The sequence below is a fragment of the Streptomyces sp. TP-A0356 genome, assembly GCF_001417775.1.
Taxonomy (GTDB): Bacteria; Actinomycetota; Actinomycetes; order Streptomycetales; family Streptomycetaceae; genus Streptomyces.
In genome coordinates this window covers 1-17,714 of sequence record NZ_BBZJ01000022.1, presented here as the reverse complement: position 1 = coordinate 17,714, position 17,714 = coordinate 1, and the positions used below count along the sequence as shown (strand labels likewise).

13 protein-coding genes are annotated in these 17,714 nt (G+C 70.9%); 9 read left to right on the top strand and 4 right to left on the bottom strand.

Annotated features, from left to right (window positions below; all coding sequences use genetic code 11):
* Positions 1-65: 65 nt before the first annotated feature.
* Entirely contained in the window at positions 66-3,377 is a 3,312-nt protein-coding gene (locus ASC56_RS22955; RefSeq protein ID WP_055493408.1) for an SCO5717 family growth-regulating ATPase, read from the bottom strand.
* Between the two features lie 418 nt (positions 3,378-3,795).
* Positions 3,796-4,101 carry a DUF397 domain-containing protein gene (locus ASC56_RS22950; RefSeq protein ID WP_055493407.1) on the bottom strand — a complete coding sequence of 102 codons (306 nt, stop codon included), beginning with the start codon at positions 4,099-4,101 and terminating at the stop codon, positions 3,796-3,798.
* Positions 4,102-4,625: 524 nt separating this feature from the next.
* Here ASC56_RS22950 and ASC56_RS22945 point away from each other — a divergent pair.
* From ASC56_RS22945 to ASC56_RS22920, 6 genes are all read left to right on the top strand, one after another.
* Positions 4,626-6,131 carry a PQQ-binding-like beta-propeller repeat protein gene (locus ASC56_RS22945; RefSeq protein ID WP_234377028.1) on the top strand — a complete coding sequence of 502 codons (1,506 nt, stop codon included), beginning with the start codon at positions 4,626-4,628 and terminating at the stop codon, positions 6,129-6,131.
* A gap of 492 nt (positions 6,132-6,623) precedes the next feature.
* On the top strand, positions 6,624-6,911 hold the full coding sequence (gene rpsO / locus ASC56_RS22940) for a 30S ribosomal protein S15 (protein ID WP_030177470.1): 288 nt from the start codon (positions 6,624-6,626) through the stop codon (positions 6,909-6,911).
* A 323-nt stretch (positions 6,912-7,234) separates the two neighbouring features.
* Positions 7,235-9,472, top strand: a complete 2,238-nt coding sequence (locus ASC56_RS22935) for a polyribonucleotide nucleotidyltransferase (RefSeq protein ID WP_055493406.1) — start codon at positions 7,235-7,237, stop codon at positions 9,470-9,472.
* Positions 9,469-10,848, top strand: coding sequence for a pitrilysin family protein (locus ASC56_RS22930; protein WP_055493405.1), 1,380 nt, complete (start codon positions 9,469-9,471; stop codon positions 10,846-10,848). Before ASC56_RS22935 ends, ASC56_RS22930 begins: the two co-directional genes overlap by 4 nt.
* A gap of 61 nt (positions 10,849-10,909) precedes the next feature.
* The gene (gene dapB, locus ASC56_RS22925; RefSeq protein WP_055493404.1) at positions 10,910-11,662 is read left to right on the top strand and encodes a 4-hydroxy-tetrahydrodipicolinate reductase; all 753 of its coding nucleotides are present in this window, start codon (positions 10,910-10,912) and stop codon (positions 11,660-11,662) included.
* A gap of 5 nt (positions 11,663-11,667) precedes the next feature.
* Complete coding sequence (locus tag ASC56_RS22920) at positions 11,668-12,120, top strand: hypothetical protein (RefSeq protein ID WP_055493403.1); 453 nt, start codon at positions 11,668-11,670, stop codon at positions 12,118-12,120.
* 552 nt (positions 12,121-12,672) lie between these two features.
* Here ASC56_RS22920 and ASC56_RS22915 read toward each other — a convergent pair.
* Positions 12,673-13,230, bottom strand: coding sequence for a hypothetical protein (locus ASC56_RS22915; RefSeq protein ID WP_055493402.1), 558 nt, complete (start codon positions 13,228-13,230; stop codon positions 12,673-12,675).
* Positions 13,231-13,352: 122 nt separating this feature from the next.
* Positions 13,353-13,589 (bottom strand): hypothetical protein, encoded by a 237-nt coding sequence (locus tag ASC56_RS22910; RefSeq protein WP_055493401.1) that lies wholly within the window; start codon positions 13,587-13,589, stop codon positions 13,353-13,355.
* A 243-nt stretch (positions 13,590-13,832) separates the two neighbouring features.
* Here ASC56_RS22910 and thyX point away from each other — a divergent pair, with 243 nt between their 5' ends.
* The 3 genes from thyX (at position 13,833) to ASC56_RS22895 (ending at position 17,497) form a co-directional block, all read left to right on the top strand.
* On the top strand, positions 13,833-14,573 hold the full coding sequence (gene thyX / locus ASC56_RS22905) for an FAD-dependent thymidylate synthase (RefSeq protein ID WP_055493628.1): 741 nt from the start codon (positions 13,833-13,835) through the stop codon (positions 14,571-14,573).
* A 212-nt stretch (positions 14,574-14,785) separates the two neighbouring features.
* Entirely contained in the window at positions 14,786-15,685 is a 900-nt protein-coding gene (gene dapA / locus ASC56_RS22900) for a 4-hydroxy-tetrahydrodipicolinate synthase (protein WP_055493400.1), read from the top strand.
* Positions 15,686-15,811: 126 nt separating this feature from the next.
* Entirely contained in the window at positions 15,812-17,497 is a 1,686-nt protein-coding gene (locus ASC56_RS22895) for a ribonuclease J (RefSeq protein WP_055493399.1), read from the top strand.
* Positions 17,498-17,714 lie beyond the last annotated feature (217 nt).

The following is a 17,714-nucleotide window of genomic DNA, read 5'->3' as shown; positions in this document are numbered from 1 at the left end:
CCACGCCATCAGGCGCGGGCCGCCCCGCTGTGCGCGGGCATGCCTCCCTGGGGGAGGCCGGCCGTCTACCGCTCGGGCGACGGCGGGGGCGGGGGCGGGGCCTGACCCGGGTACGGCTGCGGCGGGTAGGGCTGCTGGGCCGGCGGGTAGGGCTGTCCGGATGCGGGCTGTGGCTGTGCGGCCTGGTCCGGCTGCGGGTACCCCTGGGCGGGATGCTGCGGCTGCGGCGGGACCTGGCCGGGCGCGGGCTGCCCCGGGATCTGCTGACCGGGGATCTGCTGACCGGGGATCTGTCGACCCGGGAACTGACCCGGTCCGGGCTGTCCGGGGAACTGACCCGGTCCGGGCTGTCCGGGGAACTGACCCGGTCCGGGCTGTCCGGGGAACTGACCCGGTCCGGGCTGTCCGGGGAACTGGCCGGGCACATGCTGACCGGGGATCTGGCCCGGCAGCGGCGGGGCGGCCACCGGGGGCGGGTTGCCGTCCGACGTCCACAGGCCGTGCGACTGCTGGTGCCGCGCGATGTCCTCCGCGACCATCGCGGCCAGCGTGAAGTACGCCTCCCGCACCTTCGGCCGCATCATGTCGAGGTCGACCTCCGCGCCCGCCGCGAGGTGCTCGTCGAACGGCACCACCACGACACCCCGGCACCGCGTCTCGAAGTGCGCGACGATGTCCTCCACCTTGATCATCTTGCCGGTCTCGCGGACCCCGGAGATGACCGTGATGGACCGCGCGACAAGGTCGGCGTACCCGTGCGCCGACAGCCAGTCCAGCGTCGTGCTCGCACTGCTCGCACCGTCGACCGACGGCGTCGAGATGATGATCAGCTGGTCGGCGAGATCGAGCACGCCGCGCATCGCGCTGTACAGCAGGCCCGTTCCTGAGTCGGTCAGGATGATCGGGTACTGCTTGCCGAGCACGTCGATCGCGCGCCGGTAATCCTCGTCGTTGAAGGTCGTGGAGACGGCCGGGTCGACGTCGTTCGCGATGATCTCCAGGCCGGAGGGGGCCTGCGAGGTGAACCGCCGGATGTCCATGTACGAGTTCAGGTACGGGATCGCCTGGACCAGATCGCGGATGGTGGCACCCGTCTCGCGGCGCACCCGGCGGCCGAGCGTACCGGCGTCCGGGTTGGCGTCGATCGCGAGGATCTTGTCCTGGCGCTCGGTGGCGAGCGTGGAGCCCAGCGCGGTGGTGGTGGTCGTCTTGCCCACACCGCCCTTGAGGCTGATGACGGCGATCCGGTAGCACGACAGCACCGGTGTGCGGATCAGGTCCAGCTTCCGCTGCCGCTCGGCCTCCTCCTTCTTGCCACCGAGCTTGAACCGGCCACCGCCACCGGCGGGACGAGTGCTCTTGGCCTTCTGCCGCTTGTTGTTGAGCAGTCGGTCGGAGGACAGCTCCACCGCCGCCGTGTACCCCAGGGGCGCGGCGCCGGGGTTGGTCGGCTGCCGCTGGTCGTGCTGCACCGGCTGCGGCCAGGCGGCACCCACGCGAGGGTCGACCGGGGGCTGCGGCTGGGCAGGGGGTTGCGGGAAGCCGTAACCGCCGGGCTGCGCCGAGGCGTTGGGGGCCGCGGCCTGCGGCGGGAATCCGTACCCGGCCTGGGGCGCGGGGGGCTGCGGAACGGCAGGGCGCGGCGCGGCAGCGGGAACGCCCGGCCGAGGTGCCTGGGCCTCGGGGGCAGGGGAGGGGACAGGAGCGGCCGGGGGCTGCGCCTGCGGGTTCGGTTGCGGTGCCGGCGCGGGGGCCTGGGCGTTCGGCATCGGAGCGGGGGCGCTCGGCTGCGGGAAGCCGTAACCGCCCTGCGCGGGCACGGGCGCGTCGGGCCCCGGGAAGCCGTAACCGGGCTGCGACGCCGGGGTGCTGGACGTCGGGGTGCTGGGCGCCGGGGCAGTGGGGACACCGGGCCCCGGGAAGCCGTAGCCGGCCTGCGGGGGCACCGGGGGAGTGGAGGGCTCGGGTTGGGGGAAGCCGTAGCCCCCCTGCGCGGGCGGCGCAGGCGGCATGGGTGCCGGGGCGTCCGGCTGCGGGAAGCCGTAGCCCGCCCGGGACGCCTCAGACTGCGCGGCATTCTGGGGCCAGGCGGTGGGGGCGGCCTGCGGCGCCTGCGGCTGGAACGGCTGCTGGGGCGGTACGGGCGACTGCGGCTGCTCCTGCGCGGCCGCGGCGGACTGCGCGGCGGGATGCGGCGCGTCGGCAGGCCCGGGCCCGGTGGGCCAGTGCGCCGCCGGACCGGGCGCGGCCGGCTGGTAGGCGGGCGGCAACGGCGGGACCGCGCTCTGCGGCACCGGCGGCGGGGCCCAGCCCAGCGGCGCCTGCGGTGTCCCGGAGGCGTCCGGGGAGGCGGGCGGGGCGGGCGGCGCGTCGAACTCCCCGGGCGCACCGCCCGGGACGGCGTCGGCGGGCTCAGCAGGGACGATGTGGGTGGGCTCGGCGTCGGTGGGGACGGCGTCGGTGGGGACGGCGTCGGTGGGGACGGCGTCGGCGGGCTCGTCCACCCGGGACGCAGCCTCCCCCGTGCTCCCCTCGCGATCGCCGTCGGCGTCCCGGTCCGTCGCGTCGGCGGACGGGGAAGCGGCCTCCGCCGCCGTCTCGGTCCCCGCCTCCGTCGCATCCGCATCCGAGGCCACGGAATCCCCGGGCGTCTCGTCCCCGGCCTCACCCAGGGCCTGCGGCGCGGGGCCGGAGCCACCGGCGTCGGCCGCCTCGCTCGCGTCCGCGGCGGCGGAGCCCCGCTCGCTCCCGGGGCCGTCGCTCGTGCCGGCCTCCGGGCCGCCACTGTCCCGGGCGTCACCGGAGGCCGTTGCGGCGGCATCCGTCGAGGGCGCGGTCAGTTCGAAGTCGCCCCCGTCATGGGCGCCGTCGTTCGTCTTCTCCGCCTCGGCGGTACCCGGTGCCACGTCCTCGGCCGCCTTGCTCGCGGCGGCGAGCTGCTCGAACTCGTGCTTGAGCGCCACCGGCGAGAGCCGCATCGTGGCGCCGCTGTCCAGCTCTCCGCCCGAGGGCGCGGCGATGGGTGCGTCGGCCGGCGGCGTCCACACGGGAAATCCGTCGCCTGACGCCTCGTCCGGCACGGGGGCCGGCTCTCCGACCGGAGCCGGGGGCACGGGCATGGCACCCTCCGCGGAAGGACCCGGCGGCGCGGGCGGAACCGGGGCCGGCGGCGCGGGCGGGGCCGGGGCGGCCTGAGCCTGCGCGTCCGCGGTCGCCGACGACGTGTCCGACCCCCCGGACGCGTTCTGCGTGTACCAGGCGGGCGGCGCGTAGTCGATGGTGAACTCGCCCGTCACCTCGACGGCGGACTCGGCGTCGGACTGGTCATCGTCGGGTGACGCCCAGCCCCCGCGGATCCCGTTCCGATCGCTGCTCACAGTTCCTCCTGGTGTGGTCGAGCACCCTCATGCCGTGCTGGGGCGACCGCTCTCGTTGTCCGAAGTCGTCCGAAGTCGTCCGAAGTCGTAGGAAGTCGTCCGATTCCGCCCGGCGATCCCCCCGGGGCGCCGACGGCCCGCCACAGGTTCTGGTGTGGCGCCCGGTCCCAGCCTAATCACCACGAGCGTCCCCACGGCAGGCCCGTCCGCCGCTCCGCGTCCGAGCGCCGGGTCTCTCTCTGCCCGTACGTGACGCGCGTACGGGCGAAGGCGGTTCACCAACAGAACGGGACCGATGTACAAACCGGACCAAAGAGCGGAACGAACCGGTCGCAACCACCGCATGACGGACCGTCAAGACGGTCCAGGAGGCTGGACCCCCGCCGACCGCGCACGCGTCGTCACCGCGCAGGAGCGGTCACTGTGCCGCATCCGCATCCAGGCCGCCGTTGTGCGGCGCCGGCTCCAGATCGAACTCGCCGTCGCGCGCCCCGAGCACGAAGGCCCGCCACTCCGCCTCCGTGTACCGCAGCACGGTGTCCGGGTCGAGCGACGACCTCATGGCGACCGCACCCCCCGGCAGATGGGCGATCTCGACCCGCTCCTCGTGTTCCTCCGTTCCCGGCGCGCCGTGCCACTCGACTCCCGAGATGTCGAGGGCGTACAGCTCGTCCTTCTCGCGTTCTTTGCGTTCCTTGACTTCCTTGTCCAGCGCATCGGCCATCGTGGACGGGGTCCCTTCGCGACGTTACGAACGAGCTACCCGCTCACAGTACTTGGGGAGCCCCATGGCCGTCGGTGAGCAAGGCGCGGACCGCCCGGAAGCCCGGACGCCCCGCCGGCCGGCCAACTGCGCCATAGCCCTTTGCAGTTGGAAGTGCCATGTCAAGTGGCTAGAGTGGCACGGCGTACGGCGCGAGTGATGCGGCACGGGCGTTGCGAGGTGTTGCGACCTGCGCAGAGGACGGGGGAGTTGCTGCACATCCTGGTCGCGGGACCCGGACGGGGCCGAGGCCCTGGCTCCGGGTCGCGGCAAAGACACCGTCAAGGGGTCCTCAAGCGCTTCGACGCCGAGCCGAGTGGACAGCGCGGACGCGCTCCCGCGGAAGCTCCATGGCACTTGTGGGGCGCTCCCCGGGGCTCGTCAACCTCATCGGCACCCCCCGTCCCGATCCGATGCGGCTCCCCGACGCTCGCCGTCGCCGGCGTGTACGCGACCGGCGGGTTGTGACCACCGAACCGAAAGGCATGCACGACGTGAGCTTCGGCCCACCGCCCTCGATGTACACCGAGTCCGCCCTCGCGGCGGACGGCGCTCGCACCAGACGACGCAGGCGCGTGCTCGCCGTCGCGGTCTGCGCGCTCGTCGCCGTCCTGGGAGTCGGCGGCTGGCTGATGTGGTACCAGTCGGGCCGCAAGAGCGCGGACACCGGGGTGACGGCGGTGCGGCAGGCGCCGGACGAGATCAGGGAGACGGTCGAGAAGGCCCCGCGTACCCCTGAGGGAGCGGTGGTCATCGAGCACGACGAGGAGCACCTGGAGAAGCACGACACCGATCCCCGTTACGCGCCGGGCACATGGGCGACCCACAAGATCTTCGCCAAGGGCGTCGCCGACACGATCACCGGCTTGCGGATCGGCGTCGGCTCGATGGACGAGAGGGCATGGACCCTCAAGCTGGACGGCCACCTCTGCGCCACCACGTCCCATGTCACCGTGGACGGCCGCACCGCCGTGGTCGTGCAGCCCGCCCAGCCCAAGGGGGCCAAGAACCCGGGCGTCTGCGACGAGGTGCTGTTCTTCGACATCGACACCGGCAGGAAGCTCTGGCGGGCGAAGATCCCCGACGCCGCCGCCGCGTTCGTGACGGACACCAACCTCACGATGACACGGAGCACGGTGGCCGTGGCCTGGGGGCGGGGCTCGGTGGCGTTCGACATGGAGGACGGCAGACAGCTCTGGAAGAGCACGAGCGTCTCCGCGTGCGAGGACAAGGGCTTCGCGGGCGGCCGTGCCCTGCTCGCCGTGCTCCGCTGCGGACAGGAGGGCGACCCCACCTACGAGGTGCAGAAGGTCGACCCCCGTACCGGCCGGACCGTGTGGACGTACAAGATCGCCAAGGGTGTCCAGGCGGTCTACCTGCCCTCGTCCGATCCGCCGGTCCTCGCCGTCGGGGCCGGCGACATCACGGTGACCGATCTGATCACGCTCGACGGCAAGGGCAGGCGCCTCGCCTCGATCTCCATGCACGGGGACCGGTACGACCCCCTGTGCGGTAAGCGGTACGGGGCCTCGTCGTACTTCGGCGACGTGGAGTACTGCGACGGCATGGTCGTGGGACCGACCGAGGTGTTCGTCGCGAGCAAGGACGAGACCGAGGTGGACCAGGCGTCGAACTGGATCATGGCGTTCGACATCAGAACCGGGAAGACCGTGCGCAAGTTCGAGGGGCGTGCGCTGCAGCCCGTCCACCCGCTGAGGATGAGCGGCGACCAACTCCTGGTGTACCGGGGCACGCGGGACTCCATCGGCCCAGCGGCGGTGGTGCTCTGGAATCCGAGCACGGGCAAGGAGACGCCGTTCCTCTTCTTCACCCTCCCGAGTGACGACGACTACACGCTGAGCAGCCCGGAGAACTCGGACATCGTCGTCGAGCAGGGCCGGGTCTTCTTCGCGAAGCGGGAACTGACGGCGGACCTCAAACGCCCCAAGGCCCCCGTGCTGGGGGCCATCGGCATCGGGAGCGCCGAGTAGCGACGAGTAGCGACGAGTAGCGCTGAGTAGCGCCGTGGAGCGCTGAGTAGCGCCGTGGAGCGCGGTGGGCGCGACAGGGCGCGGCGCAGCGCATCGGGCGCGGCGCGCCGCTCTTCACCCCCGACAGCACGCCGCTCCTCGCCGAGACGGACATCCGCTACGAGCACGGCCGTATCCTCTTCGCCGTCCTCCTCGCCGCGACCGCGGTCGCCGGTCCGGCCTCGAAGGACGGTGAGGGGGACGAGCCAGTGGGTCGCCGACGGGTTCGCGAGCAGCGGCTGACGGCCCCGGACCGGCACGTCCGCCCAGGCTGGTACCCTGTGTGACGGCCGTTCGTGTACGCGCCGCCGGACCCCGCCGAGGCCCCGCAAGGGCCGACCGAGGGATCTGGAGGCCGCGCCCAGCGGATCCCCGCCTACCGAGTCGTGGAAGCTCCCCTGAGAAGAAGACCAGGGGCACTCGGTGGCACTCAGAAGACTACGAGGAGTACGCGTGTCGCTCGACGCCGCTACGAAGAAGCAGATCATCGGCGAATTCGGTACCAAGGAGGGTGACACCGGCTCTCCCGAGGTCCAGGTCGCGCTGCTGTCCCGCCGCATCTCCGACCTGACCGAGCACCTCAAGACCCACAAGCACGACCACCACTCCCGCCGTGGTCTGCTGATCCTGGTCGGTCAGCGTCGCCGCCTGCTGCAGTACCTGGCCAAGAAGGACATCCAGCGCTTCCGTGCGCTGGTCGACCGCCTCGGCATCCGCCGCGGTGCGGCGGGCGCCAAGTAAGACGCCGTGAGGGGAGCGGTTCCCGGGACAAGGGGGCCGCTCCCTTTGCTGTACGTGCGGACTGTCACCGCCACTTTGTAGTGTGGTAGCACAACGCCGTACGTATGACACCGTGCAAGGAGTGCCTGGGCGTACCGGGTGCTCGCACACCACCGAACGAGGAGAAGCGCACCTCGCCGCCGCCGGTCCTCGGTAGTGGCCCCCGGGGGAAGCGAGCCCCGGGTGCTTCGATCGAAGACCGGCCCGCACCAGATGGAGCGCTTCTCCGCCACCGTCCCCCTGCCACACGGGCAGCGAGGGACGAAGACGAGGAGAAAACGCTAGTGGAGAACGAGACCCACTACGCCGAGGCCGTCATCGACAACGGCTCCTTCGGCACCCGCACCGTCCGCTTCGAGACGGGCCGCCTGGCCAAGCAGGCCGCCGGCTCCGCCGTTGCGTACCTGGACGACGACACCATGGTGCTGTCGGCCACCACCGCCTCCAAGAACCCCAAGGACCAGCTCGACTTCTTCCCCCTGACGGTGGACGTCGAGGAGCGGATGTACGCCGCCGGCAAGATCCCCGGCAGCTTCTTCCGCCGTGAGGGCCGTCCCTCCGAGGACGCCATCCTCACCTGCCGCCTCATCGACCGCCCGCTGCGTCCCTCCTTCAAGAAGGGCCTGCGCAACGAGATCCAGGTCGTCGCCACGATCATGGCGCTCAACCCCGACCACCTGTACGACGTCGTGGCGATCAACGCCGCGTCCGCGTCCACGCAGCTGGCCGGTCTGCCCTTCTCCGGCCCGATCGGCGGCGTCCGCGTCGCGCTGATCAACGGCCAGTGGGTCGCCTTCCCGACGCACAGTGAGCTGGAGGACGCCGTCTTCGACATGGTCGTCGCGGGCCGCGTCCTGGAGGACGGCGACGTCGCGATCATGATGGTCGAGGCCGAGGCCACCGACAAGACCATCCAGCTGGTCAAGGGAGGTGCCGAGGCGCCGACCGAGGAGGTCGTCGCCGCCGGTCTGGAGGCCGCGAAGCCCTTCATCAAGGTGCTGTGCAAGGCCCAGGCCGACCTCGCCGCGAAGGCCGCCAAGCCGACCGCCGAGTTCCCGATCTTCCTCGACTACCAGGACGACATCCTGGAGGCGCTGTCCGCCGCGGTCCGCCCCGAGCTGGCCCAGGCGCTCACCATCGCCGGCAAGCAGGAGCGCGAGGCGGAGCTCGACCGCGTCAAGCAGCTCGCCGCCGAGAAGCTCCTGCCGGAGTTCGAGGGCCGCGAGAAGGAGATCTCCGCCGCGTACCGCGCGCTGACCAAGCAGCTGGTCCGCGAGCGCGTCATCAAGGAGAAGAAGCGCATCGACGGCCGCGGTGTCACCGACATCCGGACCCTCGCGGCCGAGGTCGAGGCGATTCCGCGGGTGCACGGTTCGGCCCTGTTCGAGCGTGGCGAGACCCAGATCCTGGGCGTCACCACGCTGAACATGCTGCGCATGGAGCAGCAGCTCGACACCCTCTCCCCGGTGACGCGCAAGCGCTACATGCACAACTACAACTTCCCGCCGTACTCCACGGGTGAGACCGGCCGTGTCGGCTCCCCGAAGCGCCGCGAGATCGGCCACGGCGCCCTCGCCGAGCGCGCCCTGGTCCCGGTCCTGCCCTCGCGCGAGGAGTTCCCCTACGCGATCCGTCAGGTCTCCGAGGCCCTCGGCTCCAACGGCTCGACGTCCATGGGCTCGGTCTGCGCCTCCACCATGTCCCTGCTGAACGCCGGTGTGCCGCTGAAGGCCCCGGTCGCCGGTATCGCCATGGGCTTGATCTCCCAGGAGATCGAGGGCGAGACGCACTACGTGACGCTGACCGACATCCTCGGCGCCGAGGACGCGTTCGGCGACATGGACTTCAAGGTCGCCGGCACCAAGGAGTTCGTGACCGCCCTCCAGCTCGACACCAAGCTGGACGGCATCCCGGCCTCCGTGCTCGCCGCGGCCCTGAAGCAGGCCCGTGACGCCCGCCTCCACATCCTCGACGTGATGATGGAGGCCATCGACCGGCCCGACGAGATGTCCCCGCACGCCCCGCGGATCATCACCGTCAAGATTCCGGTCGACAAGATCGGCGAGGTCATCGGCCCCAAGGGCAAGATGATCAACCAGATCCAGGAGGACACCGGCGCCGAGATCACGATCGAGGACGACGGCACGATCTACATCGGTGCCGCCGACGGCCCGTCCGCCGAGGCCGCCCGCGCCACGATCAACAGCATCGCCAACCCGACCATGCCGGAGGTCGGCGAGCGCTACCTGGGCACGGTCGTGAAGACGACCACCTTCGGTGCGTTCGTCTCGCTGCTTCCGGGCAAGGACGGCCTGCTGCACATCTCGCAGATCCGCAAGCTCGCCGGCGGCAAGCGCGTGGAGAACGTCGAGGACGTGGTCGGCGTGGGCCAGAAGGTCCAGGTCGAGATCGCCGAGATCGACTCCCGCGGCAAGCTCTCCCTCATCCCCGTGGTCGAGGGGGAGGCCGAGGCCGACGGCGGCTCCGCCGCGGACGAGACGAAGGACGACACCGACAAGTGACGTCCCGTGGCTTCAAGGCGACGGCCCGCACCTCTTCGGAGGCGCGGGCCGTCGCCCGTACCCAAACCTTGATCAAGGGCGCGAACGGCATCGGCACCGTCCGCAAGACCACCCTCCCCGGAGGTCTGCGCGTCGTCACCGAGACGCTGCCCTCCGTGCGCTCCGCCACCTTCGGCATCTGGGCGCACGTGGGCTCGCGCGACGAGACGCCGTCGCTGAACGGCGCCACGCACTATCTGGAGCACCTGCTCTTCAAGGGCACGCAGCGCAGGAGCGCCCTCGACATCTCCTCCGCGATCGACGCGGTCGGCGGTGAGATGAACGCGTTCACGGCGAAGGAGTACACGTGCTACTACGCGCGCGTGCTCGACACCGACCTGCCGCTCGCCATCGACGTCGTCTGCGACATGCTCACCGGCTCGCTCATCCTCGAAGAAGACGTCGACGTCGAGCGCGGCGCGATCCTCGAGGAGATCGCGATGACGGAGGACGACCCGGGCGACTGTGTGCACGATCTGTTCGCGCACACCATGTTCGGCGACAACCCGCTCGGCCGCCCCGTCCTCGGCACCGTCGACACCGTCAACGCGCTGTCCGCCGACCGCATCCGCCGCTTCTACCGGAAGCACTACGACCCCACCCACCTGGTGGTCGCGTGCGCCGGCAACATCGACCACAACAAGGTCGTACGTCAGGTGCGTGCCGCCTTCGAGAAGGGCGGCGCCCTCACCCGGGCGGACGCCACGCCCATCGCCCCGCGCGACGGCCGCCGGGTGATCCGCACGGCCGGCCGTGTCGAGCTGCTGGGCCGCAAGACCGAACAGGCTCATGTCGTCCTCGGCATGCCCGGTCTGGCCCGCACCGACGAGCGCCGCTGGGCCCTCGGCGTGCTGAACACCGCGCTCGGCGGCGGCATGTCCTCCCGCCTCTTCCAGGAGGTCCGGGAGAAGCGGGGCCTCGCGTACAGCGTGTACTCGTACACGTCCGGCTTCGCCGACTGCGGCCTGTTCGGTGTGTACGCGGGCTGCCGTCCCAGCCAGGTGCACGACGTGCTCAAGATCTGCCGCGACGAGCTCGACCGCGTCGCCGAGCACGGCCTGTCCGACGACGAGATCGCCCGTGCCATCGGCCAGCTCCGGGGGTCCACGGTCCTCGGGCTGGAGGACACGGGCGCGCTGATGAACCGTATCGGCAAGAGTGAGCTGTGCTGGGGCGACCAGATGTCCGTCGACGACATGCTGGCCCGGATAGCGGCGGTGACCCCGGACGACGTCCGGTCCGTGGCCCGGGAGATCCTGGGACAGCGGCCCTCGCTGTCGGTCATCGGCCCGCTCAAGGACAAGCAGGCGTCCCGTCTGCACGACGCGGTCGCGTAAGCCTCCACAAGCTCGACGAGCTCGACAAGTTCGATCCACGTTCGACCAAGGAATCAGGAACATGAGCAAGCTGCGCGTGGCGGTCCTCGGCGCCAAGGGCCGGATCGGTGCGGAGGCGGTACGAGCCGTCGAAGCCGCCGAGGACATGGAGCTGGTCGCCGCCCTCGGCAGGGGCGACAGGCTGGAGACCCTCGTCGAGACGGGCGCCCAGGTGGCGGTGGAACTCACCACCCCGGCGTCCGTGATGGGCAACCTCGACTTCTGCGTACGGCACGGCATCCACGCCGTGGTCGGTACGACCGGCTGGACCGACGAGCGCCTGGGGCAGCTGAGGGGCTGGCTGGCCCAGTCCCCGGAGACGGGCGTCCTGATCGCCCCGAACTTCTCCATCGGCGCGGTGCTGACCATGAAGTTCGCCGAGGTGGCCGCCCCGTACTTCGAGTCCGTCGAGGTCGTCGAGCTGCACCACCCGAACAAGGTGGACGCCCCCAGCGGCACCGCCACGCGGACCGCCCAGCTCATCGCCGCGGCGCGGGAGAAGGCGGGCAGCGCCCCGCAGCCCGACGCCACGGTGACCGCCCTGGACGGCGCCCGCGGCGCGAACGTGGACGGGGTGCCGGTGCACGCCGTACGCCTGCGGGGTCTGCTCGCCCACCAGGAGGTGCTGCTCGGCGGGGAGGGCGAGACCCTCACCATCCGCCATGACTCGCTGCACCACAGCAGCTTCATGCCGGGCATCCTGCTCGGTGTGCGCCGCGTCGTGTCCACTCCGGGCCTCACCTTCGGCCTGGAGCACTTCCTCGACCTGAAGTAGCCGACATGCGCGCGAAGATCACCTACGCCGTCACGGCCGCGGTCCTGGTCGTCTACTTCGTCCTGGTCGGCAGCCGTGGTGTGCTCCTGATCCAGAACGGCACCCCGGTCACCGTCACCTTCGGCGTCGCGGTGCTGATCCTGCCGGTCATCGGTGTCTGGTTCCTGTGGAAGAACACGCAGTTCGTCCGCAACGCCAACCGGCTGGCCGCCGAGCTGGACGCCGAGGGCGGTCTGCCCGTGGACGAGCTGAGGCGCACCGCGAGCGGCCGGATCGACCGTGACTCGGCCGACGAGGTGTTCGCCAGGCGCAAGGCGGAGACGGAGGCGGCCCCGGACGACTGGCGCAGCTGGTTCCGGCTGGCCGTCGCCTACCACGACGCCCGCGACACGCCGCGCGCCCGCAAGGCGATGCAACGGGCGATCGCCCTGCACGACGGCAAACCGTCCCAGGCCTGACCCGCCCGAGGCCCGCCGGGCATGGCCACCACCGACCGGCAGGCCACCACTCTGGCCCTGGCCCACGCCCTGTCCGCCGCGGAGCGGCTCGTGCCCTGGTGGTGCCCGGGGCGCGTGCTGTCCGAGGCGGGCGCGGGCTTCGTGCCGAGGGGGCGTCCGCATTCGGGTGTGTGCTGTCGGGGGTGCTTGTCGGGCCCGCGCATGGGGGTGTCCGGCATCCGGGCCGGTGCGCTTGTCAGGCCTGCGCAGGGTGCGCGTCCTTTGGGCTTGTACGGGCGGAGGCCTGCCCGGGCGCGTGCTGCCCGAGGCCTGCCCGGGCGCGTGCTGCCCTAGGCGGCCGCGGGCCGGTGCCGCGCGGGGTGTCTGCATCGGGCTCGTGTCGGGCGAGGCGCCCAGGGCAGGTCCGCGCGTGCCAGATGCGCCCTCCGCGTCTGCCCCGTGCGAGGGGGCCCGTGCGTGCGCGACGTGGTCGGCCGAGCCGTGCAGGAGGCCATGCAGCGTGCAGAAGGGGCCGCCCCGTACTCCGCGGGTCGGCCCCTGCGCCGTGGCGCGTCAGCCCCGGCCGTACTCCGCGGCCCACGCCTCGACCGTGTCCGCCGCCCGGTCGAAGGCCACCGGACGCGCCAGGAAGTCGGCGCCGTGCGTGGTCAGCAGCGGCGGCACGTCCTCGGGCGCCCGGTCCTTGCGTACGAGGATCAGCGCCTGCCCCTGCACCGTGCGCGGCAACCCGAGCCAGCGCACCGGCTGCTGGACCGTCCGTACCGCGACGACCCGCTCCCAGGGCGCCGTCCCGGTGCCGAAGAAGCCCACCCGGCGCAGCCCGCGCGCGCTCACCCAGACACCCATGCGCAGCAGCCGCAGCGCCCCGGCGATGACGACCAGCCCGATGCCGAGGACCATGCCCGCGCCCTGCATCGTGCCGGTGAACGCGATGATGACCGCGGCGAACAGCACATACGAGGCGAGCAGCAGCAGAAGCGCGGCCGCACCCACCCGCCAGGGGCCGGGCCGGTAGGGGCGCCGCCAGCGATGGCGGTCGTCGTACGGCAGCGGGAGGTCGTCCGCTGCCTGGTCGAAAGCACGGTCGGCCGTCAGGAAGGGCAGGGGCACGGCTGATCCTCACTCGGTCCATGGGGCTGTGCCCGGTGAGGCTACCGAGCCGTGTCCTCGCTCACCACCCTCGGGGGGCCAAGGGGGTGCCGTCTGCGCCCGGTCGGGCGCCCGGAGAGCGGTCAGTGCCCGTTGGAGGCCACGGAGTGCTGCGTGGCAGCGGGCGACGTGTGGGACATCGAAGGCATGCCTATGACCAGGGCGCCGACGAGCCCCGCGACGATGGTGAGCCCCATCAGCCAGCGCCCGGCCATCTGGCCGGCGGAGGCGCGCTCACGCGGCGGGGGAGCGACATTGCTGCGGAAGGAGTCGGCTTCGGCGAGGAAGGCGAACGGTACGGGCTCGCGCCGACGGAACATGGTGAGCGCTTCTCCTCTGGGGGCTCGTGCGGACCCGGGATCCGGGCGGGGTCATGACGACCGTGTGACCACGGATCGCTGTCACAATCACAGACGAGCCAGAGTCGCGGAAGGTGCCCAGTTTCGCCGATTTCCTCAAGTTCGCCGACGAATGTCGTGGACCGGCACCGAACGCCCCGTTGTCAGTGCCGGGCCGTAGAGTGGGCGCCGCCCGAGCTTGTGATGGGAAGGACCTTCTACGCCGTGACCGACACCCCCGCCGACGACCTCAAGCCCAGCTTCCGCAGCGACGTCACCGTCGAGCTGGTCAAGCACAGCGCGGCCGACTCGGACGTGCTGTGGGCCGCCCGCGTCTCCACCGCCGGCGAGCAGTCCCTGGACGAGCTGAAGAAGGACCCGGAGCGCTCCAAGGGCCTGATCAACTACCTGATGCGGGACCGGCACGGCAGCCCCTTCGAGCACAACTCGATGACGTTCTTCATCACCGCCCCGATCTTCGTCTTCCGCGAGTTCATGCGGCACCGCGTGGGCTGGTCGTACAACGAGGAGAGCGGGCGCTACCGAGAGCTCCAGCCGGTCTTCTACGTCCCGGACGAGTCCCGCAAGCTGGTGCAGGAGGGCCGCCCCGGCAAGTACCGCTTCGTCGAGGGCAGCGAGGCGCAGCAGGAGCTGGTCGGCCGCGTCATGGAGGACGCGTACGTGCACGCGTACGAGGCGTACCAGGAGATGCTCGCCGCCGGCGTCGCCCGCGAGGTCGCCCGCTCGGTGCTCCCGGTCGGCCTGTTCTCCTCGATGTACGCGACCTGCAACGCCCGCTCACTGATGCACTTCCTCGGCCTGCGCACCCAGCACGAGCTGGCCAAGGTGCCCTCCTTCCCGCAGCGGGAGATCGAGATGGTCGGCGAGAAGATGGAGGCGGAGTGGGCCAGGCTCATGCCGCTCACGTACGCCGCCTTCAATGCCAACGGCCGCGTGGCGCCCTGACGCGCACACTCCTTTCCCGGGCAGAGACACATGTGCGATCAGCCGAGCGAAGTGTCCGTATTGCGGCATTTCGAGAAGTTCATCTAGCCTGATCAAACGGACCCGGCACTGCTTGAACCCCCGAGCAGGCAGTGCCGGGCTCCACCTTTGTCCGGACTTTTGCCGCCCCCCGAGGGCAGACCGCACCCGGGGCAGCGAGTAGCGTGTTACCCATGGCTCCGACCTCCACTCCGCAGATCCCCTTCGGGCGGATCCTCACCGCCATGGTCACGCCCTTCACGGCGGACGGCGCACTCGACCTCGACGGCGCGCAGCGGCTTGCCACCCACCTGGTGGACGCAGGCAACGACGGCCTGATCATCAACGGCACCACCGGCGAGTCCCCCACCACCAGCGACGCGGAGAAATCGGATCTCGTACGAGCCGTGCTGGAAGCGGTCGGCGACCGTGCCCACGTCGTCGCCGGAGTCGGCACGAACGACACCCACCACAGCATCGAACTGGCGCGCGCGGCGCAGAGGGCCGGCGCGCACGGCCTGCTGACCGTCACGCCGTACTACAACAAGCCCCCGCAGGAGGGCCTCTACCGGCACTTCACGGCCATCGCCGACGCCACCGAGCTGCCGGTCATGCTCTACGACATCCCGGGCCGCAGCGGCGTCCCGATCAACACCGAGACCCTCGTCCGCCTGGCGGAGCACCCGCGGATCGTCGCCAACAAGGACGCCAAGGGGGACCTCGGCCGCGCCAGCTGGGCCATCGCCCAGTCCGGCCTGGCCTGGTACTCCGGCGACGACATGCTCAACCTGCCCCTGCTCTCCGTCGGCGCCGTCGGCTTCGTCTCCGTCGTCGGCCACGTCGTCACGCCGGAGCTGCGGGCCATGGCCGAGGCATACACGAGCGGCGACGTCCAGAAGGCGCTGGAGATCCACCAGAAGCTGCTTCCGGTCTTCACCGGCATGTTCCGCACCCAGGGCGTCATGACCACCAAGGCCGCGCTCGCCCTCCAGGGCCTGCCCGCCGGACCGCTGCGTCCGCCCATGGTCGAGCTCTCGGCCGAGGAGATCGCCCAGCTCAAGATCGATCTTGTCGCCGGCGGGGTACAGCTCTGACAAAGACTTCACAACTGAATAGGCAGGACACAAGTGCCTGCAGCCCACACCAACAACTGCTTTTGCACGAACGTCATGCGCGCCGCGTGCCCTCAGGTACGTGGCGTGCGTGGTGAGGAGAGTCTTTTGAGTCATCCGCATCCTGAACTCGGCCCGCCCCCGCCGCTCCCCGAAGGCGGCCTGCGGGTCACCCCGCTCGGCGGCCTCGGCGAGATCGGCCGGAACATGACGGTCTTCGAGTACGGCGGTCGCCTGCTGATCGTCGACTGCGGAGTGCTCTTCCCCGAAGAGGAGCAGCCCGGAATCGACCTGATCCTGCCGGACTTCTCGTCGATCCGGGACCGTCTCGACGACGTCGAGGGCATCGTCCTCACGCACGGACACGAGGACCACATCGGCGGTGTCCCCTTCCTGCTGCGCGAGAAGCCCGACATCCCGCTGATCGGCTCCAAGCTGACCCTCGCCCTCATCGAGGCAAAGCTCCAGGAGCACCGCATCCGTCCGTACACGCTCGAGGTCGCGGAGGGCCAGCGCGAACGGATCGGCCCCTACGACTGCGAGTTCGTCGCCGTCAACCACTCCATCCCGGACGCCCTCGCGGTCGCCATCCGCACCCCGGCCGGCATGGTGGTCCACACGGGCGACTTCAAGATGGACCAGCTGCCGCTGGACAACCGTCTGACAGACCTCCACTCGTTCGCGCGGCTGAGCGAGGAAGGCATCGACCTCCTCCTCTCCGACTCCACCAACGCCGAGGTCCCGGGGTTCACCCCGCACGAGCGCGACATCTCCAACGTCCTGCGCCAGGTCTTCGCGAGCGCCCGCAAGCGGATCATCGTGGCGAGCTTCGCCAGCCACGTCCATCGCATCCAGCAGATCCTGGACGCGGCACACGAGTACGGGCGCCGGGTCGCCTTCGTCGGCCGCTCCATGGTCCGCAACATGGGTATCGCACGGGACCTGGGTTACCTGAAGGTGCCACCGGGCCTGGTGGTGGACGTCAAGACGCTGGACGACCTGCCGGACAGCGAGGTGGTGCTGATCTGCACGGGTTCCCAGGGCGAGCCGATGGCGGCGCTGTCGCGGATGGCGAACCGGGACCACCAGATCCGCATCGTCCCGGGCGACACGGTGATCCTGGCGTCGTCACTGATCCCCGGCAACGAGAACGCCGTGTACCGAGTGATCAACGGCCTGACCCGCTGGGGCGCGAACGTCGTGCACAAGGGCAACGCCAAGGTGCACGTCTCGGGCCACGCGTCCGCGGGCGAGCTGCTGTACTTCTACAACATCTGCCGCCCGAAGAACCTGATGCCGGTCCACGGCGAATGGCGCCACCTGCGGGCGAACGCCGAACTGGGCGCGCTCACGGGCGTGCCGCACGACCGGATCGTCATCGCCGAGGACGGCATCGCCGTCGATCTCGTCGAGGGCAAGGCGAAGATCTCCGGCAAGGTCCAGGCGGGATACGTCTACGTCGACGGCCTGTCGGTCGGCGACGTCGGCGAGCCGGCGCTCAAGGACCGCAAGATCCTCGGCGAGGAGGGCATCATCTCGGTCTTCGTGGTGGTGGACTCCTCGACGGGCAAGATCACCGGTGGCCCCCATGTCCACGCCCGTGGCTCGGGCATCGACGACTCGGCCTTCAACGAGGTGATCCCGAAGGTCACGGAGGTCCTGGAGCGGTCGGCGCAGGACGGGGTCGTCGAACCCCACCAGCTGCAACAGCTGATCCGTCGGACCCTGGGCAAGTGGGTCTCGGACACCTATCGGCGCAGGCCGATGATCCTGCCTGTGGTGGTTGAGGTCTGACGGACCGTCAAGGCCGCACGCGGGTGAAGCCGGAGCGGGGCGCCTCGATTTGCATCGGGGCGCCCCGCTCCAGTACGTTTACGGCTCCGCCAGCGGGGCACCCGGCGCAACCGAGCGTCCGGAACCGGCCTCAGCGGGGCGGAAATTCCGACTCAGAATCTCTGATAAAGTCGGGAGCGCCGGAAAGGGAAACGCGAGAGCGGGAACCTGGAAAGCA

What these genes read in the sequence shown, in the direction of transcription:
- ASC56_RS22950 (WP_055493407.1), bottom strand. Translation starts at nt 4,101, where the DNA reads ATGGCCGATGCGCTGGACAAGGAAGTCAAGGAACGCAAAGAACGCGAG.
- ASC56_RS22945 (WP_234377028.1), top strand. Translation starts at nt 4,626, where the DNA reads ATGCACGACGTGAGCTTCGGCCCACCGCCCTCGATGTACACCGAGTCC.
- dapB (WP_055493404.1), top strand. Translation starts at nt 10,910, where the DNA reads ATGAGCAAGCTGCGCGTGGCGGTCCTCGGCGCCAAGGGCCGGATCGGT.
- ASC56_RS22920 (WP_055493403.1), top strand. Translation starts at nt 11,668, where the DNA reads ATGCGCGCGAAGATCACCTACGCCGTCACGGCCGCGGTCCTGGTCGTC.
- ASC56_RS22910 (WP_055493401.1), bottom strand. Translation starts at nt 13,589, where the DNA reads ATGTTCCGTCGGCGCGAGCCCGTACCGTTCGCCTTCCTCGCCGAAGCC.
- dapA (WP_055493400.1), top strand. Translation starts at nt 14,786, where the DNA reads ATGGCTCCGACCTCCACTCCGCAGATCCCCTTCGGGCGGATCCTCACC.